The following is a 20,398-nucleotide window of genomic DNA, read 5'->3' on the forward strand; positions in this document are numbered from 1 at the left end:
GAAAAAATATTCACATCGTGGTGAATATGGGAATGCATTACTTACAAAAACCGTAAGTTGACGCAAGGTCATCCTGCGTAAAAATCATCACCGTCAGGCTTTCAGATCCTGAGCAAAGGCCAGCATTGCCGCACGTTCCGGCACGGTTAAGCCGTCCAGATCAACCTCTTCGCCTTTACTCAGGGTACGGATCAGAGTGGCGCTTAAGGCCGAAGACAAAGACCAGTTCCAGTAACGCAATACGGTCTGCGCCCGGTCAGTCGCCAGCACATCAAACGTAATCAGCACATGCTCAAGCTCCGGATGGACTGAACCATCCGCCATCTGGGACGGGCGGCGCAAGGCCTGCCACAGACCGCGTAATGACGCCTTGGGCAGACCAGTCGCCTTGCACAGCACCGCCAGAGGCTCTCCGCCCCGATCGCGCAGCATCTTGGCACCGGTCGAAGGCTTAATCCCCGCAAGGTAAGATATCTCTTCGGCCAGATGACGGGTCATGCCCTTGCGGGCCGCCTCATCGATAGCCGCATCCAGACTGTCGAACGGACTGCGCGCCAGAGCCGCCCGGTTACGCTGACGCCGCTCAATGAACTGAAGCGCCTTGCGCGATAATGCGTCCTGCCAGCCTTCGTCAGCGGCCATGGCAAACACATCGGAGGCCGCATCCTGCATCACTTCGCGGTTGACCGCAAAACGGCTCAGGATCACGCGGCGCACCTCCGCATCCGCCCACCAGAACATGACATAGGCCGAACTGGGCCGGATTTCCGGACGCTTGATAATCAGCGGGATCAGTTGCGGCTGTGACTGACTTAGGACCACCACCGCCTCAACCGCCATCTGTGACAAGCTGGCGCGGGTGTTTTTCAGAATGACTTCGATAACCCGCACGTCCTGCTGTTCGATCAGGATTTCGGTTAGGATGGGTGCCAGATTTTTGCGCGCTGCCAGCAACATCCGGTGCTCATGGCCACCATTGCGGGCGCAGTAGCTCAGATCGGAGTCGTTCAGAGTCTCGCACTCTTCGATCAGGGCGCGGGCGACGCGCACCTCATCAATGATCAGGCGGCGCACCAGCGAGTTCGGCACTTCGGTCAGATGCGACAGACGTTTGGCGACGCGGGCGCGGTCTTCGACACCCGCCTCACTGAGCATTTCCACCAGCAAATCCGCCGTCACCGCCCGCTCAAAGGCATTGATGCGACTTTCGGGCAGACACACCACATCTGCCAGCCGCTTAAGCAGGGTCTGGCGCGACAGGCTCACCCGCACGGGCACGCCTGTCGATTGCGCATCCAGATCTTCGATGAAACGGGACTGAGACTCAGACATGCGCCATCATGCCCCGTCAGGCGTTAATCTTTTGTTATGCAGCCCAACTCACTACAGCGCACCAACCCGTAAATCGTGAGATTTGCGGTGAGTAGCAGGAGGTAAGCGCCGCAGGTACACCTAAGTACCTGCCAGCGCAGCCGACGCACTAATCACCCAAAGACCGCGATTTACAGGCCGTCGAAGAGGGCGGTGGATAGATACCTTTCTGCAAAGCTTGGAATAATCGCCACGATCGTCTTACCCGCATATTCATCCTTTGCCGCCAGACGGAAGGCGACCTCAAGTGCTGCCCCCGACGAAATACCGACCGGCAGGCCTTCGGTGGCCGCAGCCTTACGTGCCATGGCAAAAGCAGCGTCATTCGAGACGGTTTCCACGCCATCGATCACGCTGCGATCCAGAATACCCGGCACAAAACCGGCGCCGATGCCCTGAATCTTGTGCGGCCCAGGCTCACCACCCGACAGGATGGGCGAGGCTTCGGGTTCAACTGCGATCATCTTAACGGAGGCTTTTTTCTCTTTCAGGGCCTGACCGATGCCGGTGATCGAACCACCAGTGCCGACGCCGGAGATGACCACATCGACCGCGCCGTTTGTGTCATTCCAGATTTCCTGAGCCGTGGAAATGCGGTGAATATAGGGATTGGCGTCGTTTTCAAACTGCTGCGGCATGACCGAACCCGGCGTGGCCTCAATGATTTCCAGCGCCTTGGCAATCGCACCGCGCATGCCTTTTTCGGCCGGGGTCAGCTCAAGCTGCGCCCCCAGCAGGGCCAGCATCTTACGGCGCTCCAGCGACATGGATTCCGGCATGCACAGGATCAGTTTGTAACCCTTGGCGGCGGCGACAAACGCCAGCGCAATACCGGTGTTGCCCGATGTCGGTTCAACGATGGTCGCCCCCGGTGTCAGCTTACCCGAAGCCTCCAGCGCCTCGATCATCGAAATGCCGATACGGTCTTTGACTGACGACAGCGGGTTAAAGAACTCAAGCTTGGCCAGCACATCGGCCTTAGAGCCATATTCCTTCGACAGCCGCGGCAGGCGCACCAGCGGCGTATCGCCCATGGTATCAAGAATGGACTCAAAAATCTTACCGCGCCCAGAACGCGACAGTGTGGATTCGGACATGGGATGAACCTCCGGTGGTCTTTATTTAGGTTGCGCTGTGTTAGCGCACAAACCCAAACGGGTAAATGCAAATCGGGGTGAAACAGGCCTGTAACCGGGGGAGCGCGTGCCATAACCGCGACAAGCCAAACTGAATTTTGACCACCATATCGCTTAAAATGTTTGCTGATAAGGCAAATCACCTCACATATGGCGTCAAAGAATCTAAACTGAGGATATGGGCATGACCTTCCCTGAAGCCACCGTAGCCAACACACTTGACACCGACGGGGCCGAGACCACGCCGCTCAAGGCGCTGCCGAACCCTCACGAACTGGCGACCCAATTGATCGCCAAGCTGTGTCACGATTTTATATCGCCTACAGGTGCGATTGTGTCCGGCCTTGACCTGCTTGAGGACCCGTCCGCGCAGGACATGAAGGAAGATGCCATTAACCTGATCAAGGCCTCGTCGAAAAAGCTGGTGTCGATCGTCTATTTCGCGCGCGTGGCCTTTGGGGCCGCGACCACGGCTGAGGATTTTTCTATCAAGCAACTGCGCAAGATTTTGGATGATATGTTCTCGACCATGCGCGCCACCCTGGATTTGAATATCGACGATGAGATCGTGCTCGAAAAGCCAGTGGCGCGGGCGCTGGTCAACCTGGTCTATATTGCCGGAGGGGCCTTGCCCTTGGGTGGGACGGCCACAATCGATATGGCAAAAGACGGCGACGCCATCACCTTTACTGCCCTGTCCACCGGCAAAAAGGCCCGCCTGAAACCCGAAGCGGTCGAGGGCCTAAGCGGTGATCCGCTCGGTGACGGCCTGTCGGGGCAGTGGATTCAGCCCTTCTGGCTCCACAGCGTGGTTACGGAAGCAGGCGGCACCCTCACCTTCACCGCCGAAGAAGACCGGCTTGAGATCATTGTTAAGATGTAAAATATTCACCGCTTTGGTTAGTCAGGGCGGTGTTTTTTACGCACGGCGGTTTGCCCCCCTCCGTCACGGCGCTAATGCGCCGTGCCACCCGCTCCGGCGGCCCGGTCCCCCGGCACGCCGGGGGAGTATGATAGGTATAAGGCAGCGGAGATGATGCCTCAATTTACCTCATCCATAACGTAATCCACCCAGATAGCCTCAACACACAACGCCTTAAACTGATCTGAATCCACAGCAATTGCTTCGCGAGCGCGATTAAGTTCGAGATTATATGCCACCATAGCACCGGCATCCAAATGCCCGTCAAACGAGTGAATCACAGACCCCATCAGGTCTTCATGATTTTTAATCGAAAGTTTCACGTCACTCTTTTGATATGAATCTGAAATCTCATTTACGTAGTTATTCGCTACATCGCGCCTCCACCCCTGAGATATAAGCACTTGTTTAGCTTCCCCGAACTTCAGGCAGTCATTTTTTCTGTCTTCGAAAGAACTAAACACTCTCATTATGGTATCGGTTTTTTTACCCGACATGGATTTGCTAAAAATAGCGCGCCCAAAGACACGCTTGTCACCGTGCCTGTAATTATAAGTAACGACACCATCTGTGCGTTCAGAATCAGTTCTCTTCGCAAGCCCTTGCAAGGCACCCTGGTCAAAATCCTCCGCTGTCATCTTCATGCTTAAATTCTGAGCGAGATAACTGAAAATCTGACGTATTGGGATATATGGCGTTTCGTTAGCCCGCTCGGCCTCCAATGCCTTAGCTTTTTCCTTTTCTTCTTCCTTTTGCTTCTCAGCTTTAAAGTCCCAAATTAGCGACCTGCCGGGATTGAAGTATAATTCACCCTGCGCCCATGCCCCTTGAGTAAACGTACTCAAAGCCATCACAGCCATAACCCTCACTAAAAACACAGGCGCCTCCTGTTTTTGCTGCTCGACGTTTAAGCTGATGTAGCACACCATCCTACCGCATCATCCGCAACCCTTTAAATCTCTGGATTTATTTCTCATTAATCTTTTGCCAACGGTCTCTTAACCAAACCACAGCTATAAGTTTTCGCAGGGGCCCTGAGTGTGTCTGAAAATCAGACCGCTAAGGCTTAGTAAGTAACCTGACGGGGTATGCTGTGGACGATTTGATTGCCGAATTCCTGACCGAGACCGCCGAAAGCCTTGAGGTGGTCGATAGTGAACTGGTCAAGTTCGAAGCCAACCCTAATGAGCGCAAGACGCTCGATAATATTTTCCGCCTTGTGCACACGGTCAAAGGCACCTGTGGGTTCTTGGGCCTTGGGCGCCTCGAAGCGGTCGCCCACGCCGGTGAGACCCTGCTGGGTCGCTTCCGCGATGGCAAGCTGGAGGTCACCTCCGATGCCGTGACCCTGGTGCTGCATTCGATCGATCGCATCAAGTTCATCCTGTCGGGTCTGGAATCGACCGGCAATGAACCGGACGGCGACGACCACGACCTGATCGCCCAACTGGAGGCCATGGCCGAAGGTCAGGCCGTTGATATTTCCGCCGTGCAGGCCGTCGAAGTGCCGGACCGCCCGATTGGCTCTGAGCCTGATCCAATCCTGGCCCCCGAAGTGGTCCAAAAAGAACCTGAGCGCAACTTACGTCCCGGCGAAGTGTCCGAAGCCGAACTCGAAGCCGCCTTTGCGGCTGCCGAAGCCCCCGACTGGATGAACGAAGCCGTCGCCGAGGTTGAGCCTGAGCTGAGCGTCTCCGAAGTTGCCCCGGCTCCGGTTGCCGCAGCACCTGTGGCCGCCAAGGCCGCCCCCACCGCTTCGGATGCCCCAGCACCTGTAATGGGCGAAGACAATGCCATCGCCACCACCCAGTCGATCCGCGTGTCGGTCGATGTGCTGGAAGGGCTGATGACGTTGGTGTCGGAAATGGTTCTGACCCGCAACCAGTTGCTGCAAATTTCGCGCACCCGTGAAGATTCTGCCTTTGCCACCCCATTACAGCGTCTCTCGACCCTGACCGGTGAGTTGCAGGACAGCGTGATGAAAACGCGCATGCAGCCGATTGGTGCAGCCTGGAAAAAGCTGCCGCGTCTGGTGCGCGACTTAAGCCACGAACTGGGTAAGAAGATTGATCTGGTCATGGACGGTGAAGGTACCGAACTTGACCGTCAGGTTCTGGAACTTATCCGCGACCCGCTGACTCACATGGTCCGCAACTCGGCTGACCACGGTTTGGAACCGACGGCTGAGCGTATCGAACTGGGCAAGCCCGCCAACGGTACGGTCAAGCTGTCGGCCTTCCACGAAGGCGGCTATATCGTCATCCGTATTGCCGATAACGGTCGCGGCCTCAACACCGCCCGCATCCGCGAAAAAATCATCGAAAAGGCGCTGGCCCCGCGCAACGAAGTCGAAGCCATGTCGGATCAGCAGATCCACCGCTTCATCTTCGCGCCCGGCTTCTCGACCGCCGCCAAGGTCACCAACCTGTCGGGCCGCGGCGTCGGCATGGACGTGGTGCGCACCAATATTGAGCAAATCGGCGGCCAGATCGACCTCGTCTCGATCATGGGCCAAGGCACGACCTTTACCATCAAGATCCCGCTGACCCTGGCCATCGTTTCGGCCCTGATCGTCGGTGCCGGTGGTCAGAAGTTCGCCGTGCCGCAAACCTCGGTCATGGAACTGGTTCGCACTGGCGCCAATGCCGAGCACAAGATTGAGAAGATCAACGACGCGCTGGTCCTGCGCCTGCGCGATAAGCTGCTGCCGCTGGTACAATTAGGCCCAACCATGCAACTTGAAGCGGCCCAATCTGAGGACCCAACCTTTGTCATGGTCATTCAGGTCGGTGAACGCCGCTATGGCCTCGTCGTCAACGATGTTCTGGATACCGAAGAAATCGTGGTCAAGCCGCTGGCCGGTATCCTGCGCTCGGTTCAGGCCTTTTCGGGCGCCACTATCCTTGGTGACGGTTCCGTCGTGCTGATCCTCGACCCGAACGCCCTGTCGGAATATGCCGGCAACATCATCGACGAGAAATCAGCCGAAGACGGCGAGATCGTGGTCGCCTCGGCGGAGAATGAAAAAGTGGCCATGCTGCTGTTCAAAGCCGGTTACGGCGCGCCCAAGGCGGTCGAACTGGCGCACATCACGCGTCTTGAGCACATCGAAGTCGAAAAGATCGAGCGCATGGACGGCCGCGCCGCCCTGCAATATCGCGGCAAACTGATGCCAATCCTGAACGTCAGCGAAGGCTCTGGCTTAATGAACGAAGGCATTCAGCCGTTGCTGGTCTTTACCGGCGAAGGCTATGCCATGGCGCTGGCGGTCGATGAGATCGTTGATGTGGTCGAAGATTCTCTGTCCATCGAACTGTCGCCGGATCGGGCGGGTGTTCGCGGTACTGCCGTCGTCGCCGGTCGCGCCTGTGAAATCCTTGATGTCGATTACTACCAATTCCGCGGTCTGGCCGAACATGCCCGCAAAGCCCCACAAACTGACTCCGAAGCCGGAAAGGTCGCCGCATGAGCATCCGTGATTATGTAACCCTGCGTGTCGGTGGTCAGTTGTTCGGCGTCGACGCCGCCCGTGTCCACGACGTATTCCATCCTCGCGGCTTAACGCCTGTGCCGTTGTCACGCTCTGAAATCGCCGGGGTTTTGAACCTGCGCGGCCGGATCGTTACCGCCGTGTGTGCGCGCCGTCGTCTGGGTCTTGGCCCACGCGAAGAGGGCGCGCCTGAGCCTCTAGCCATTGGTCTCGAAGTGCATGGCGATAGTTACGGCCTCGTGATCGATTCCGTTGATGAAGTCCTGAAACTGGATGATGAAAAGTTCCACGCCGCCCCCGGCAATTTACCGCCGCGCTGGGCAGAAATAATTGTCGGCGTTTATCAATTGGAAAAGGAACTTCTGATAGTGTTAGACCCACACACGCTTTTGGATGCCGGGCATCTCAAGGCCGCTTAAGCAAGCGTAATTTTAGGGGCTTTTTAGAATGAAAACCTGCCTTGTTGTTGATGACAGCCGCGTCATCCGTAAAGTCGCCAGACGTATTCTGGAGAACCTTCAGTTTGAAGTGCTTGAGGCCGCCGACGGTCAGGAAGCGCTCGATGCCTGTAAGACCGCCATGCCGAACGCGGTCCTGCTCGACTGGAACATGCCGGTCATGGACGGGATCACCTTCCTTAAGCACCTGCGTAAGGAACAGGGTGGCAAAGAGCCGATCGTGGTCTTTTGCACCACCGAAAACGATCTGTCCCACATTACCGAAGCCCTGACCGAAGGGGCCTCCGAATACATAATGAAGCCGTTTGACGGCGATATTCTCGAAGCCAAATTCCAGGAAGTCGGTCTGATCTAGGCGTTTTTACAACGCCTATTTTTTTCACGGTAGCCGGTAACCATGATATGAAACAAGCCTCATATGTCAGCTAACCCTAATCCTGCGGCCTCGTTGCGGCCCCTGAAAATCATGATCGTCGATGACTCGGCGGTGGTGCGGGGCCTTGTCACGCGCTGGATCGAGCAGGAATCTGACATGGTTCTGGCCGGTTCCGCCACGGACGGGGCCAAGGCGGTTGAGCGCGTCAAGGACATCCAGCCCGATGTGCTGATCCTCGATATCGAAATGCCAAATATGGGCGGCCTTGAAGCCCTGCCCAAGCTGATTGCCGCCAAGCCGGGCCTTAAGGTCCTGATGGCCTCGACGTTGACGACGCGCGGGGCATCCGTCACCATTCGCGCGCTGGAGCTGGGGGCGGCGGACTATGTCCCTAAGCCCGATTCGTCGCGCATTGGCGGGGCCGACGGTTTCCGCACCGAACTGCTGACCAAGATACGCGCCCTGTGTGGTCGCACGCGTTTGTGGCCAGTACCGCCATCAGCGACGCCTGATACCAAGCCTGAGCCCGCACGACCGTCTTCACCCGCGCCGTCACCATCACTGGCACCTGCGCCAGCCCCGCGCGCGACCAATATCACACCGCTGAAAACCGGACATGTGGCCGCCCCCTTGCTGCGCCCGCGTACCGGCCCCAAGCGCATCGATCTGCTGGTGGTTGGCTCATCGACCGGCGGCCCGCCCGCCCTGCGTAACTTCCTGTTGGGCCTTGGGCCGGACTGGAAGATCCCGGTTTTGATCGTGCAGCACATGCCCGCGACCTTCACCACGATTCTGGCTGAGCATCTGGATAAGGCGCTGCCGATGACGGTGCGCGAAGCCAAGGACGGGATGCTGATTGAATCGCGTAACGTCTATATCGCCCCCGGCGACTGGCACATGACGATTAAGAACGATCCGATCGTCAAGCAGATCAAACTCGACCAGAGCCCGCAGGTCAACTGGTGCCGTCCGGCGGTCGATCCCTTGTTTCGCTCCGCCGCCGAAGTCTATAGCCACCATGCCCTCGGCGTTGTGCTGACCGGCATGGGCCATGACGGCCGCGACGGCGCGCAGGCTCTGGTCAATGTCGGGGCCACCGTGATGGCGCAAGACGAAGCCTCCAGCGTCGTCTGGGGTATGCCGGGTGCGGTCGCAGAGGCTGGCCTTGCCGAACTTATTAAACCTATTGAAGGGCTGGCGCAGGCCTGTAAGACTTTTGCGCGCGGGGAAAGACCACAATGACACCTGAAGACATCGAACATCTGGCCGCCCTGCTCAAAGCCCGCTCCGGTCTCATCCTGGGGGCAGATAAGACCTATCTGATCGAAAGCCGTCTGGCACCGATCGCGCGCAAAGAAGGCTTTGCCAATGTCGCCGGCCTGCTGACGGCGCTTCGCACCCGTCGCGACGAAAAGGTCATTCTCGCCGTGGTCGACGCCATGACCACCAATGAGACCTTTTTCTTCCGCGACAAAACTCCGTTCGACCAGTTCAAGTCCGACGTCCTGCCTGCCTTTGCCAAGTCGCGCATTTCAGGCGATATCAAAGTATGGTGCGCCGCCTGTTCGACCGGTCAGGAACCCTATTCGCTGGCCATGATGATGGATGAGGCCCGCGCGCAGTTTCCGCGCATCAATCTCGATATTCTGGCGACCGACATTTCCGACCGCTGCCTGGAAAAGGCACAGGCCGGGCTCTATACCCAGTTTGAGGTTCAGCGCGGCCTGCCCATCACCATGATGGTCAAGAACTTTGAAAAAGTCGATGAGATGTGGCGCATCTCGCCCAAGATGCGTCAGGGCGTGCGCTTTCGGAAATACAATTTGCTGGACGATCTGCGCGGGCTGGGGCGGATGGATGTCATCTATTGCCGCAACGTGCTGATCTATTTCGACATTGCCACCAAAAAGCGGGTGCTGGAGCAAATGGCCACCATGCTGGCTGACGACGGTTATCTATTCCTGGGTGCGGCCGAAACGGTTCTGGGCATTACGGACGCTTTCAAGCCGTTGCAGGGCACGCGTGGCCTTTATGTCAAGAACATGAGTGCTTCGGCCTCCCTGCGCCCATCCGCGACTTCCAGCCTGCCACCGCTGCGCGCCGCCGGTGCGGCTTAAAGCCACAAATTATAAATCGTGAGATTACCGCTCTGATGAAAGCCGTCAGTTTGGATGAGATGCCAGGCGTCTAGCGCCGCAGGTACATTTAAGTACCTGCCAGCGACGACAACGCCGCAGATCGCCAAACTCACGGCTTTATCGGCGTTGCTTGAAGGCATGGGATATAGTCCCATCATCCAGCCAGTCAAGCTCCCCACCCACGGGCACGCCGCGCGCCAGATAGGTGATCTGAACCCCATTTCCTAGCGGCCTTAAGCGATCGGCAACATAATGAGCCGTCGTCTGCCCCTCGACGGTGGCGGGCAGGGCCATGATGACTTCGGTGATGTGACCGGCACGCACACGCTCAACCAATCCGTCGATGCGCAGGTCTTCGGGCCGCACGCCGTCCAGCGCCGACAACAACCCACCCAGCACATGATAGCGACCGCTAAACGCGCCCACCCGTTCCATCGCCCACAGGGCTGAGTCTTCTTCGACCACGCAGATCATGGTTTTATCGCGGGCCGGATCGGCGCAGGTCGCACAGGGATTTTGAGTCGATAAGGCCCCGCATATCCGACAGGATTCCACCTTATCGGCGGCGTCCTGCATGGCGTTGGTGAGTGGGATCAAAAGCTGTTCGCGCCGCTTAAGCAGCGCTAACGCGGCCCGTCTCGCTGAGCGCGGCCCAAGCCCCGGCAGCTTGGACAGCAGCGCCATTAGGCGCTCAATTTCGGGGCCTGCACCAATCGCCATTTAATTAAAAGATTTTCGGCATGCCGGGGAAATTAGGCATCCCCCCAAACGGGCCTGCGGCTTCTTTCATCAGGTTGGCATTGACCTCATCCAATTTGCGGCGCGCATCGGCGTGGGCCGCCACGATCAGATCGCTCAGGATTTCCGGATCATCGGCCAGCAGACTGGGGTCGATTTTAAGCGACAGTAATTCGCCCGCCCCTTTGAGATCAAGATTAACCAGCCCCGCCCCCGACGTGCCGGTCACAACCGTAGCACTCATCTTATTCTGGGCTTCGGAGAATTTCTGCTGCACGGCCTGCGCCTGCTTCATCAAGCTGTTGATATCCATCAGTCGTCATCCTTATCGGGAGTTTCATCGGCAGATGTAGGAATTTCAGGCGTAGTGTCAACCGGCTTGGGCTTCTTGCGGAAACCGGTCATTTTAGCGCCGGGGAAGGTGGCCATAAGCTGAGTCATAAACGGATCGGCCAGCACCGCGGCGCGAGCTTCATCTGATTCACGCTTATCGCGCTCATAGATGGACTCAGCCCCGCCCTGCCCGTCGGTGGCGATCAGCCAGCGCTGGCCCGTCCATTCCTTGAGGCGTAAGGAAAGCTTGCGCACCAGATCTGCCGGCATGTTGGGCGCCGGCTCAAAGGTGATTGCCCCCGGCATGAACGACACCAGCCGCACATAGCGCTCGACATCAACGCGCAAACCAATTTCGCGCTTTTGTTCGATCAGGGCCATGACATCGGCAAAACTTTTAAGCTCAATATGCGGGGCGGCTTGAACTTGCGGGCGCATCATCACGGCGGCATTGCTGTTGGCGCTGCGGTATTGCGAGGTCACCCCGCCCCCGCCGCCCGTTGGCCCCTGCGGAGCCCCACCGGCCAACAGGTCTTCGCCGTTTTGGAGGCGTTTCAGCAGGGCTTCCGGCCCCGGCAGATCAGATACATAGCAGAACCGCACCAGCGCCATTTCAGTGGCAGCCGCAGGGTCCGGCGCCCGGCGCACTTCCTCAAACGCCTTAAGCATTAGGGTCCACAGGCGCGATAAAGTCCCCGCCGACAAAGCCGCCCCCAACAGGGTGACCCGCTCGGCCGACTCCTTGGGCAGGCGGGTCGCTTCGGCCCCCAAAACCTTAGCGACCGAGCAGGCATGGCAGTATTCCAGCATATCGCCCATGATCTGCGACGGATCAGCGCCGTAGCCATAAAGCGTGCGGAACCCCAGCAAAGCGTCCTGAATCTGACCGGCGATGATATTTTCAAACAGGTTCAGCGTGGCCGAACGGTCGGCCAGGCCCAGCATATCACGTACCAACTCGCCGGATACAGGCTGGCCCTCATCGCCCTGCACCAGCGCCTGATCGAGCAAAGATAAGCTATCGCGCACCGAGCCTTCGGCAGCGCGGGCAATCAGGGCAATGGCGTCGGGCTCGATCTGCGCCCCTTCGAGGCGGCAGATCTTTTCCAGATGCGGCGTCAGGGTCTCCGGCTCAACCCGGCGCAGGTCAAAGCGCTGACAGCGTGACAGGATGGTGACCGGCACCTTTCGGATTTCGGTCGTCGCAAAGATGAACTTGGCGTGGGGCGGCGGTTCTTCGAGCGTTTTCAGCAGGGCGTTGAACGCGCCTGTCGACAGCATGTGCACTTCGTCGATCACATAGACCTTATAGCGCGCTTCAACCGGCGCATAACGCACACTCTCCAGAAGCTCGCGCATGGCATCGACGCCGGTGCGCGATGCGGCATCGAGTTCCAGCACGTCAATGTGGCGGCCTTCGATGATCGCCTGACAGTGAATACCAAAGGTGGTCAGATCGACGCTTGGGCCGTGTACTGTCTCGGATTCATAGTTGAGTGCGCGCGCCAGCAGACGTGCCGTCGTAGTCTTACCTACCCCACGCACCCCGGTCAGCATAAAGGCGTGGGCGATCCGGCCCGTAGCAAAGGCGTGGGACAGGGTGCGCACCATCGCTTCCTGACCGATCAGATCCTCAAAGGTGCGCGGGCGGTATTTTCGCGCCAGCACCGTATAGGCTTCGGACGTCAGCGGAGCGGGAGCCGCCACGGCCTTCACAGTCGCAGCCTCACCGAAAATATCCGCCGTCAGGTCATCGCGCTCGAATTCGTCTTCGGGCGCGGCACCAAACGGATCGGTTTCAGGAAAATCGGACATAGCTAGGGTTATATATCCAAACTCAGGCTTTTCCAGCACAAAGCATACGCAGCGATAAGCCGTGTGGGGTGGTCTGTGGAAAATTTCGGGGAATAAGGTGAGACCGCGCGACCCGAAGGTGAATTCGTTGTGGCTGCTGCCTTCCGGCCCTGACCAGATTGGCGAGGCCTTCGCCCGCGCGATCTCAAGGGCTATATGCGTATTTTGGGGTGTGGATGCAAGAGGGAATCTTAGAGAGCGCTTTACAGCCCGCTTACACCGATCACGAACATGCGTCTTAAAGCCTTACGCCGATGGGCGTATCATGGGCAAAATAAGGAGGACGACCATGACCGAACATGCCCACCCCAATAATCAGGACAATATCTTCGTCGAAAACTACGATGTTGAGCCTGAGCATTTCAATGAGGATAAGCTGTCGCTGAAACGATCCTATTTGGAATGGATCGGCCTTGGGCTGGCGGTTACGGCGACCGCATTTCAAACCGTATTTACGGTCATTTTTCTGAGCCATTTCCTGACGGTCTAAATAACCTCACCACCGCGTAAAATCAGCGTGCTGTCGGGCGTAACCACCGTCCACGCTTCGTCGTGAGTTAAGGGCTGAGTGGCAATTACGATGACCTTATCGTCGGGCGTGGTCTCAGCCGCGAAATCAACCCGCACATCCTCATCGATCAGGGTCGCCGTGCCAAACGGCGCTTGACGTTTGATATAGCACAGCTTTTTTGAACAGGACGCATACAGTGAGCGCCCATCGGTCAGCAGAGCATTGAAGACGCCAAGGCCGCGTAATTGCGCGAACAGGTCTGAGATTTCCCGATCCAGAACCTTGGGCGGCGGGCAGTCAGGGAAGGTCTTAACCAGATAATCCATGACAAAACAAAAGGCATGTTCGGAATCGGTTGTGCCTATGGGCCGGAAAAAACTTAAAGGCAAATCCTTCACGCCTTTAAGCTGGCCATTGTGGGCAAAGGTCCAGGCCCGCCCCCACAGTTCGCGCGTAAAAGGATGGGTGTTTTCCAGCGCCACCCGCCCGCGGTTGGCCTTACGAACATGGGCAATGACCATGCGGCTTTTGATCGGATAGTTCTTAACCAGCGCCGCCAGTTCCGATTGGGCTGACGGCTTCGGGTCATGAAAGCTGCGGCAGCCTTTGTTCTCATAAAAGCTGATGCCCCAGCCGTCCTTGTGCGGGCCGGTCTCACCGCCGCGCTTCGCCAGGGCCGCAAAGCTAAAGCGGATATCGGTCGGCACATTGGCATTCATGCCCAGAAGTTCGCACATCAGGCCGTAAATCCACAAATTTCATGATATTGGCGGCTGAAATGGCTAAATAATGCTAGGAAATAGACGCAGATCAGGGCTACCCCCTGTTCAAGTCTATTTCCGACGCAGTATGACGCCATTTCGCCGTCCGAAGGATGTGGTCCGTCTGCACGGACTACGGCGTCGTAAAATTTTGAAAATGTAGACATTTCCAGCAATTTCCCTCCTGGTATCCGCACAAACGGCCTCACACCAATATTATGAAATTTATGGATTTACGGCCAGTTACTTCCTGCGGAACTCATCCTGCGGATAGACGCCCAAAATCTCGACATCGGTCGCAAAGAATTTCAGTTCTTCCATAGCCAGTTGCAGGGCGCGATCAGAGGGGCGCGCCTCAACATCGGCATAGAAAAAGGTCACCGAGAACGATCCGTTTTCCGAATAGCTTTCCAGCTTGGTCATGTTGACGCTGTTGGTGGCAAACCCTCCCAGAGCCTTATAGAGGGCTGCCGGAATAGAGCGCACCCGGAATACAAAGGTGGTGACGCAAGGCACTTCGGGAGCCGGATCGACCACGCTCTGCTCGCCCGTCAGCACCAGAAAGCGCGTGGTGTTGTGGCGCGCGTCCTCAAGGTTGGGGCGGATGATCTCAAGGCCGTAAAGCTCTGCGGCCACTTCGGGGGCGATGGCGGCGCGATCCATAGCGCCACTGTCTTTTAGCGCGCGGGCCGACCCTGCCGTATCGTGAAACACTTCCGGCAGGATGTTCAGTGCGCGCAACGAATTACGGCACTGCATCAGGGCCATAGGGTGAGAAAACGCGACCTTAATATCGGAAAGCTTGGCGCCCTTATTGACCATCAGGTTCATCTCGATCGGCAAAAAGCGCTCACCGATGATCTTCAGGCCCGAATGGGGCAGCAGGTGATGGACATCTGCCACCCGTCCGGCCAGAGAATTTTCGACCGGAATCATGCCAAGGTCACACTCACCGCTGCGTACCGCAGCAAACGCTTCCTCAAAAGTCGGGTGGGCGACCGCTTCGGCACCGGGAAACCAGCGCTTTATGGCCTGATGGCTGAAGGCGCCGGGTTCACCCTGAAAGGCGATGCGTTTGGGGTTTGACATGTCAGAGTCCGTGGGTATTTGCATAAGTAATGGCGGCATCGAGGTCTGCCGGATTATCGACCGACAGGGGCGCGTCCTCTACCACCAGCGCATAGATATTCATATCCATTTCGAGGGCGCGCAGTTGCTCAAGCTTTTCAAGCGTCTCCAGCGGTGACGGCGGGGCGGCGGTAAAAGCTTCTAAGGCCGCGCGCCGGTAGCCATAGATGCCGATATGCCGCCAGATGGGCGCGTCACCAAACAGGGTCGAGCGGGTAAAATAAAGCGCTTTGCCGGAGGTCGTCAGAACCGCCTTGACCACATCCTTATTGGTGCGGTCGGCAGGGGAATGTTCGGCGGCAACCAAGGTGGCAATATCGGCCTTGGGTTGATCGTTTAACAGCGCCACAGTGCGGCTGATGACCTCCGGGTCAACAAACGGCATATCGCCCTGAAGGTTGATCACAATGTCATGGACACCCTGCGGATCGACGGCTCTGAGGGCGGCCATGATTCGGTCAGACCCCGAAGGGAGGGCCGGATCGGTCAGCACAGCCTCCCCACCATGCGCCCTTATCGCATCGACGATCGGCTGATCCCCGGCGGCCACGACCACGCGCACATTGCTGGCTTTCTGCGCCTGCTTCATCACCCGCACGATCATGGGCAGGCCCGCAATATCGGCCAGAGGCTTATCCGGCAGGCGCGTAGCGGCCATTCGGGCGGGGATAATAACCAGTGATGTCACCTTGCAAAAACCTCCGGAGTGCGACGATTTGACACAGCTTGGGGCCTTTTTCGGCAAAAAGCCACAAACGCGCCTTGCGTCTTTTGCGGTAGCGTGTCAGACAGCCAGAGGCAAGCCAAATGCAATAATATGCGCCAATGGCGGAGGAACATAGTTTTAAGGAATCATCCGATAAAGCTATGGTTGCCACAATGATAAACATATGAGGACGTTTGGGCCCCATGAGCGGTGATCTTAAACTGAATATGATAATGGGTGCGGGCCTTGCGGCGGCACTGGCCATTATGGGTGTACGTATTGGCGCAGACGCGCTTTACCACACCGAAGCCCCCGAAAAGCCCGGTTATCTGATCGAAGTCGCCGAGGTTGCCGAAGGTGGCGAAGCGGCGGGCCCTGAAATCCTGCCCGACTGGGGCACGGTTCTGGCGACCGCCGATCTGGCCGCCGGTGAAGCCCAGTTCAAGAAATGCATGTCCTGCCATCAGGTAACGGATGCCAATGGCACCGGCCCTGGCCTTAATGCCATTGTCGGTCGCCCGACCGCGGCCCACGCCGGGTTTGCCTATTCCGACGCCATGAAGGCCCATGCCGGTCCTGCGCCAAACTGGACCTATGATGAGCTTTATCACTTCCTCGGCGCGCCGGGTAAGTGGGTCAAGGGCACCAAGATGGCCTTCGCGGGCATCAAAAAACCCGAAGATCGCGTCAACCTGATTGCCTGGCTTAAGACTCATGGCTCGGCCGGTTATGCAGTGCCTGCGCCCGATCCGGCCCGTCAACCGGGTGCGGCGACCACCGCCGCCGCTCCGGCTGAAGGTGCACCAGCGGCTGATGCCGCTGCCCCTGAAGCTGCCGCGGCACAAACGCCTGCGGCTACGGCTACGGCCCCGACCGCAACACCCGCAGCTTAAAAAATTGAACCATTAAAAAAAGCCCTGCGAATTTAATCGCAGGGCTTTTTTGTGTCTGTTGTTTATGCCGCTTACAAGCGGCGAAAAACCGTTGGCAGGCCGTTGCCACCGGCCTCAATTCTCACCACAGCGTCTTTTAGCGGTTCAATCGCCGTTTTCATGTGAAAGGCATTGGCGTGGATGAGGGTTTCCGCATCCATCATGATCGCGACATGGCCCTTCCAGAACACCAGATCACCGCGTTCAAGCCCGCCAAAATCAGGGCCAATCTCGATCACGTCCCCAAGTTCGGCCGCCTGCATGTAGGTATCGCGCGGGCATGACCGACCGGTGGCGTACAGCGCCTGCTGGACCAGTCCCGAACAATCAACCCCGATGCTTTCGCGCCCGCCCCACTGATAGGGCGCATGCAAAAAGGTTTCGGCCACATCGACATAATCGTCCGCAAAGCGATCAAAGCCGCTCAGGTGCGCCGAATAGACCCAGCCAAGATCGTTAATGAACGAAAACTTGCCTTCTTCGCGCGTCACGCTGACCAGCGAATTGAGGCTTAAGATCTTCTTGATCTGTGATTTTATCGACGTATCGGCAAATACAAAGGTGCGTAAGGTCGATACGAAATGGGTCGGCAAATGCCAGTCCGACGTGAAGGCACCGGCATGGACATAGCCGACATAGCCGTCGCGCATCGATTGTCCCCACACATAGTCATGCTTGCGCTCAATGACCTTGAAACGCTCACCAAACAGGATCTGGTTCGATTGTTCGGCATGGGCCCCCGGCTCATCCGACATGGCGGCTGAGGTGACATTACAGGTCAGAAGCTCACCGACCACATAGCGCGCCGCCGTGATGACGCCTTGCAGGGCAATCTCGGCCACACCGTCCTTATAGGGGGTGAGACGCGGGTCAAATCGGGGGTCACGTTCATGCGCCATAAAGCGTCCAAACCTTCTGCTTAAGCTGTACTCTTCAGCCTCCACCATAGCCCAAGGATACGAAAACCCCGTTAACAGCCAGCCTTAATTTTAGATGACCGGCCTATCCGGATCATAACCCTTTGATAAGACGGTAAACCGCCCGCAGGGTATGGGCTGCCGCGCCCGTCGGATAGCCCGGCACGCCGCGCGGGTTCCAGCCATAGATATCAAAATGCGCCCACACACCCGTTGTCGGCGCAAAGCGTTGCAGAAACAGGGCCGCGGTTACTGATCCGGCCTGCGCCCACCCTTGCGGGTCGTTGCGAATATCAGCAATCTCGGATTCGAGCGCGTCTTTGTATCCCGCCCACAATGGCATCCGCCACAGCGGGTCATGCTCGGACAGGCTGGCGATTTCCAGACGGCGGACAATCTCTTCGTCATCGCAATAGAACGGCACCACTTCCGGCCCCAAAGCAATCCGCGCGGCACCGGTCAGGGTCGCAAAATCAAGCGTCAGGTCAGGGTTGATCTCAGAGGCCCGCGCCAGACCATCGGCCAGAACCAACCGCCCTTCGGCATCGGTATTGCCAACCTCGATCGTCAGACCCGCCCGTGAGGACAGCACATCACCCGGCCGGAAAGCCTCCCCGCCGATCGAATTTTCCGCCACACATAACAATATAGACAGCTTCACCGGTAGGTTGGTCGCCATGATCCAGCGCCCCAGCGCCAGAACGTGCGCCGCCCCGCCCATATCCTTTTTCATCAGGGCCATACCGGCCCCGCCCTTCATGTTCAGCCCGCCGGTATCAAAGGTAATTCCCTTGCCCACCAGAGCCACAGTCGGAAGGGGCAAGCCGTCACTGCCAATGGGCGACCAGGTGATTTCAATAAAGCGCGGCGCGCGCGATGAAGGGGCTGCCCGACCGACCGCATGAATGGCCGGATAGTTTTGCGCCAGTAATTCATCGCCGGTGATGACGGTAATCGCCGCGCCAAACTCATCGGCCACCGCACGCGCCGCGGCCTCAAGCTCAGCCGGGCCCATATCCTGTGCCGGGGTATTGATCAGGTCGCGCGCCAGATTGTGGGCCGCGACCTCATGGCCCACCGCCTCAATCTGCGCGGGCGTCAGATCGGCGGTATCAAGCTTGACCTCGCCCCTCTGGTTTTTACCGCCCTCGCCTTTATAGCGGTCAAAACCGTAAACCCCCATGCCCCAGGCCGCATGGATGGCGCAGCGATCAAGGCCAGCATCCGCCTTCAGCACCCAGTTACCCTTGGGTAGTTGTGGCGGCAGAGCGCGAAATAGCATTGGATTATAGGCTTTGCGCGCGCCTAAGCCGTACCAGGCCGTGACACCCTTGCCCTCCGGCAGCAGAATGAGCGTGCCCGCCCGGGCCGTAAAGGCGCGGGCGCTGGCATAGGCGCGGGTCGCCGGGGACGCTTCGGACAGCCGGGCCGCCAGTTCATCCTCAAACACCGCGATGATCTGGTGATCGGGGGCGGACTTGCCAGAGGCATTTGACGTGGATTTCAGCGGCTTGGCCATTTTCGGGTCTCAGGTTTGCGCAGTTTTAACGGTTTTAACCCTATCTTCATCGCTGTCACTGAAATCTTAACGCCGCTGCTCTTTTTGAGTCGTTTCAGGATCTTGCGCATGGCCGTTTTCAAATCCGTTGTCATCGGGGCTGCTGCCGGATGGATGGTGATGGCCTCCACCGTCATGGCCTTTCCGTTTGGTCAGAAAAAAGCCGAAGTGCCCGCCGCTGCCCCTTCCAACAAGGCCATGCTGCCGGTGGATCGCAATGAGGCCCTGCGTGCCGATCCGCTCAGCCGTTCCGCCTATTTTGCCCGCGCCTTTGAGCGCAATCCGACCGACGCTCAGGCCGGTATTGACCTGAGCCATGCCTTGCGCGCCCTTGGCCGGTTTGACGAAGCCGCCGATGTCGCCCACCGCGTCTTGTTGTTTGCGCCTAATAATGTCGAGGCCCTGACCGCTGCCGCCCGCGCCCATATCGCCAGCGGCAACGGCTTTTACGCCATTGAACCGCTGGATCAGGCGCTAAAGCTCAAACCCAATGACTGGCAAAACTGGTCGCTGATCGGGGTGGCCTACGATCAGTCCAAGCGGGGTGCTGAGGCGCAAGTTGCATGGGATAAGGCGCTGAGTTTGTCACCAGAGAACCCCACCGTCCTGACCAACAAGGCCATATCGGCGGCTTCAGGCGGCAAACTGGCCGATGCTGAAGCCCTGCTACGCCGCGCGGTGGCACAGCCCACGTCGACGCTGGCCATGCGGCAAAATCTGGCGCTGATCCTAGGGCTTGAGGGCAAGATGGTTGAGGCCGAAGCCCTGCTGCGCCGTGATCTGCCGCCGGAGATTGCCGATGCCAATCTGGCCTGGTTGCAACATAGCTTAAGCGGCCCCGCCAATACCCGCACATGGGAAGCCCTCAAAGCCGGCAGCTAACCCGCAATAATTATGGTCGCCGCCCCAAAAATCCGGATGCGCACCGCGATCAGCCGTGTTAACGAATAGCCCAATTGATCCTTGGTCTCTATGAGTCCATGTGATCACGGCGGATAAAAATTATCCCCAAACCAGACCGACAAACACACACAATATGTAGATATTAACCTAGCCTTAACCACAAACT

General features: G+C 58.0%; 20 protein-coding genes and 1 other RNA gene. 9 read left to right on the plus strand and 12 right to left on the minus strand.

Going from position 1 to position 20,398, the window contains the following annotated elements; genetic code table 11:
- Nucleotides 1–93 precede the first annotated feature (93 nt).
- Nucleotides 94–1,332 (minus strand): DUF2336 domain-containing protein, encoded by a 1,239-nt coding sequence (locus IE102_RS00595; RefSeq protein WP_189484443.1) that lies wholly within the window; start codon nucleotides 1,330–1,332, stop codon nucleotides 94–96.
- A gap of 170 nt (nucleotides 1,333–1,502) precedes the next feature.
- Nucleotides 1,503–2,468: a cysteine synthase A gene (gene cysK, locus IE102_RS00600; protein WP_189484444.1), complete on the minus strand. Its 966-nt coding sequence runs from the start codon at nucleotides 2,466–2,468 to the stop codon at nucleotides 1,503–1,505.
- A gap of 223 nt (nucleotides 2,469–2,691) precedes the next feature.
- On the opposite strand from cysK, the gene chpT reads away from it, so the two are divergent.
- Nucleotides 2,692–3,390 carry a histidine phosphotransferase ChpT gene (gene chpT, locus IE102_RS00605; RefSeq protein WP_189484445.1) on the plus strand — a complete coding sequence of 233 codons (699 nt, stop codon included), beginning with the start codon at nucleotides 2,692–2,694 and terminating at the stop codon, nucleotides 3,388–3,390.
- Nucleotides 3,391–3,548: 158 nt separating this feature from the next.
- Here the strand turns inward: chpT and IE102_RS00610 are convergent, their stop codons facing one another.
- Nucleotides 3,549–4,358, minus strand: coding sequence for a hypothetical protein (locus tag IE102_RS00610; RefSeq protein WP_189484446.1), 810 nt, complete (start codon nucleotides 4,356–4,358; stop codon nucleotides 3,549–3,551).
- Nucleotides 4,359–4,522: 164 nt separating this feature from the next.
- On the opposite strand from IE102_RS00610, the gene IE102_RS00615 reads away from it, so the two are divergent.
- From IE102_RS00615 to IE102_RS00635, 5 genes are all read left to right on the plus strand, one after another.
- Nucleotides 4,523–6,898, plus strand: coding sequence for a chemotaxis protein CheA (locus IE102_RS00615; RefSeq protein ID WP_189484447.1), 2,376 nt, complete (start codon nucleotides 4,523–4,525; stop codon nucleotides 6,896–6,898).
- The gene (locus IE102_RS00620) at nucleotides 6,895–7,338 is read left to right on the plus strand and encodes a chemotaxis protein CheW (protein WP_189484448.1); all 444 of its coding nucleotides are present in this window, start codon (nucleotides 6,895–6,897) and stop codon (nucleotides 7,336–7,338) included. Before IE102_RS00615 ends, IE102_RS00620 begins: the two co-directional genes overlap by 4 nt.
- 28 nt (nucleotides 7,339–7,366) lie before the next feature.
- Nucleotides 7,367–7,732 (plus strand): response regulator, encoded by a 366-nt coding sequence (locus IE102_RS00625; protein WP_189484449.1) that lies wholly within the window; start codon nucleotides 7,367–7,369, stop codon nucleotides 7,730–7,732.
- Nucleotides 7,733–7,795: 63 nt separating this feature from the next.
- Nucleotides 7,796–8,995, plus strand: coding sequence for a protein-glutamate methylesterase/protein-glutamine glutaminase (locus tag IE102_RS00630; RefSeq protein WP_189484450.1), 1,200 nt, complete (start codon nucleotides 7,796–7,798; stop codon nucleotides 8,993–8,995).
- Nucleotides 8,992–9,870 (plus strand): CheR family methyltransferase, encoded by an 879-nt coding sequence (locus IE102_RS00635; protein ID WP_189484451.1) that lies wholly within the window; start codon nucleotides 8,992–8,994, stop codon nucleotides 9,868–9,870. The genes IE102_RS00630 and IE102_RS00635 overlap by 4 nt, the downstream gene beginning before the upstream one ends.
- A gap of 138 nt (nucleotides 9,871–10,008) precedes the next feature.
- On the opposite strand, the gene recR is transcribed toward IE102_RS00635, so the two are convergent.
- The 4 genes from recR to ffs form a co-directional block, all read right to left on the minus strand.
- Nucleotides 10,009–10,611: a recombination mediator RecR gene (gene recR / locus IE102_RS00640; protein WP_189484452.1), complete on the minus strand. Its 603-nt coding sequence runs from the start codon at nucleotides 10,609–10,611 to the stop codon at nucleotides 10,009–10,011.
- 4 nt (nucleotides 10,612–10,615) lie between these two features.
- The gene (locus tag IE102_RS00645; protein ID WP_189485950.1) at nucleotides 10,616–10,945 is read right to left on the minus strand and encodes a YbaB/EbfC family nucleoid-associated protein; all 330 of its coding nucleotides are present in this window, start codon (nucleotides 10,943–10,945) and stop codon (nucleotides 10,616–10,618) included.
- On the minus strand, nucleotides 10,942–12,777 hold the full coding sequence (locus tag IE102_RS00650; protein ID WP_189484453.1) for a DNA polymerase III subunit gamma/tau: 1,836 nt from the start codon (nucleotides 12,775–12,777) through the stop codon (nucleotides 10,942–10,944). The genes IE102_RS00645 and IE102_RS00650 overlap by 4 nt, the downstream gene beginning before the upstream one ends.
- Before the next feature lie 93 nt (nucleotides 12,778–12,870).
- Nucleotides 12,871–12,966, minus strand: an RNA gene (gene ffs / locus IE102_RS00655) — signal recognition particle sRNA small type.
- A 139-nt stretch (nucleotides 12,967–13,105) separates the two neighbouring features.
- Here ffs and IE102_RS00660 point away from each other — a divergent pair.
- On the plus strand, nucleotides 13,106–13,306 hold the full coding sequence (locus IE102_RS00660) for a hypothetical protein (protein ID WP_189484454.1): 201 nt from the start codon (nucleotides 13,106–13,108) through the stop codon (nucleotides 13,304–13,306).
- Here the strand turns inward: IE102_RS00660 and IE102_RS00665 are convergent.
- The 3 genes from IE102_RS00665 to IE102_RS00675 form a co-directional block, all read right to left on the minus strand.
- On the minus strand, nucleotides 13,303–14,064 hold the full coding sequence (locus IE102_RS00665; protein ID WP_189484455.1) for a class II glutamine amidotransferase: 762 nt from the start codon (nucleotides 14,062–14,064) through the stop codon (nucleotides 13,303–13,305). The genes IE102_RS00660 and IE102_RS00665 overlap by 4 nt on opposite strands.
- A 267-nt stretch (nucleotides 14,065–14,331) precedes the next feature.
- Nucleotides 14,332–15,177: a prephenate dehydratase gene (locus tag IE102_RS00670; protein ID WP_189484456.1), complete on the minus strand. Its 846-nt coding sequence runs from the start codon at nucleotides 15,175–15,177 to the stop codon at nucleotides 14,332–14,334.
- Nucleotide 15,178: 1 nt separating this feature from the next.
- The gene (locus tag IE102_RS00675) at nucleotides 15,179–15,904 is read right to left on the minus strand and encodes a 3-deoxy-manno-octulosonate cytidylyltransferase (protein ID WP_189484457.1); all 726 of its coding nucleotides are present in this window, start codon (nucleotides 15,902–15,904) and stop codon (nucleotides 15,179–15,181) included.
- 221 nt (nucleotides 15,905–16,125) lie between these two features.
- Here IE102_RS00675 and IE102_RS00680 point away from each other — a divergent pair, with 221 nt between their 5' ends.
- Nucleotides 16,126–16,815: a c-type cytochrome gene (locus tag IE102_RS00680; protein WP_189484458.1), complete on the plus strand. Its 690-nt coding sequence runs from the start codon at nucleotides 16,126–16,128 to the stop codon at nucleotides 16,813–16,815.
- Between the two features lie 71 nt (nucleotides 16,816–16,886).
- Here the strand turns inward: IE102_RS00680 and IE102_RS00685 are convergent, their stop codons facing one another.
- On the minus strand, nucleotides 16,887–17,753 hold the full coding sequence (locus IE102_RS00685; RefSeq protein ID WP_189484459.1) for a C40 family peptidase: 867 nt from the start codon (nucleotides 17,751–17,753) through the stop codon (nucleotides 16,887–16,889).
- 112 nt (nucleotides 17,754–17,865) lie between these two features.
- Nucleotides 17,866–19,290: a leucyl aminopeptidase family protein gene (locus IE102_RS00690; protein ID WP_189484460.1), complete on the minus strand. Its 1,425-nt coding sequence runs from the start codon at nucleotides 19,288–19,290 to the stop codon at nucleotides 17,866–17,868.
- 108 nt (nucleotides 19,291–19,398) lie between these two features.
- Between IE102_RS00690 and IE102_RS00695 the strand changes: the two genes are divergently transcribed.
- Nucleotides 19,399–20,211 (plus strand): tetratricopeptide repeat protein, encoded by an 813-nt coding sequence (locus IE102_RS00695; RefSeq protein ID WP_189484461.1) that lies wholly within the window; start codon nucleotides 19,399–19,401, stop codon nucleotides 20,209–20,211.
- The last annotated feature ends 187 nt before the right edge of the window (nucleotides 20,212–20,398 follow it).

The organism is Asticcacaulis endophyticus (genome assembly GCF_014652575.1).
Lineage (GTDB): Bacteria > Pseudomonadota > Alphaproteobacteria > Caulobacterales > Caulobacteraceae > Asticcacaulis > Asticcacaulis endophyticus.

Excerpts from the sequence above, each read along its gene's own strand:
- IE102_RS00595 (WP_189484443.1), bottom strand. The coding sequence starts at position 1,332 with ATGTCTGAGTCTCAGTCCCGTTTCATCGAAGATCTGGATGCGCAATCG.
- cysK (WP_189484444.1), bottom strand. The coding sequence starts at position 2,468 with ATGTCCGAATCCACACTGTCGCGTTCTGGGCGCGGTAAGATTTTTGAG.
- chpT (WP_189484445.1), top strand. The coding sequence starts at position 2,692 with ATGACCTTCCCTGAAGCCACCGTAGCCAACACACTTGACACCGACGGG.
- IE102_RS00610 (WP_189484446.1), bottom strand. The coding sequence starts at position 4,358 with ATGGTGTGCTACATCAGCTTAAACGTCGAGCAGCAAAAACAGGAGGCG.
- IE102_RS00620 (WP_189484448.1), top strand. The coding sequence starts at position 6,895 with ATGAGCATCCGTGATTATGTAACCCTGCGTGTCGGTGGTCAGTTGTTC.
- IE102_RS00625 (WP_189484449.1), top strand. The coding sequence starts at position 7,367 with ATGAAAACCTGCCTTGTTGTTGATGACAGCCGCGTCATCCGTAAAGTC.
- IE102_RS00630 (WP_189484450.1), top strand. The coding sequence starts at position 7,796 with ATGTCAGCTAACCCTAATCCTGCGGCCTCGTTGCGGCCCCTGAAAATC.
- IE102_RS00635 (WP_189484451.1), top strand. The coding sequence starts at position 8,992 with ATGACACCTGAAGACATCGAACATCTGGCCGCCCTGCTCAAAGCCCGC.
- recR (WP_189484452.1), bottom strand. The coding sequence starts at position 10,611 with ATGGCGATTGGTGCAGGCCCCGAAATTGAGCGCCTAATGGCGCTGCTG.
- IE102_RS00650 (WP_189484453.1), bottom strand. The coding sequence starts at position 12,777 with ATGTCCGATTTTCCTGAAACCGATCCGTTTGGTGCCGCGCCCGAAGAC.
- IE102_RS00660 (WP_189484454.1), top strand. The coding sequence starts at position 13,106 with ATGACCGAACATGCCCACCCCAATAATCAGGACAATATCTTCGTCGAA.
- IE102_RS00665 (WP_189484455.1), bottom strand. The coding sequence starts at position 14,064 with ATGTGCGAACTTCTGGGCATGAATGCCAATGTGCCGACCGATATCCGC.
- IE102_RS00670 (WP_189484456.1), bottom strand. The coding sequence starts at position 15,177 with ATGTCAAACCCCAAACGCATCGCCTTTCAGGGTGAACCCGGCGCCTTC.
- IE102_RS00680 (WP_189484458.1), top strand. The coding sequence starts at position 16,126 with ATGAGCGGTGATCTTAAACTGAATATGATAATGGGTGCGGGCCTTGCG.
- IE102_RS00685 (WP_189484459.1), bottom strand. The coding sequence starts at position 17,753 with ATGGCGCATGAACGTGACCCCCGATTTGACCCGCGTCTCACCCCCTAT.
- IE102_RS00690 (WP_189484460.1), bottom strand. The coding sequence starts at position 19,290 with ATGGCCAAGCCGCTGAAATCCACGTCAAATGCCTCTGGCAAGTCCGCC.
- IE102_RS00695 (WP_189484461.1), top strand. The coding sequence starts at position 19,399 with ATGGCCGTTTTCAAATCCGTTGTCATCGGGGCTGCTGCCGGATGGATG.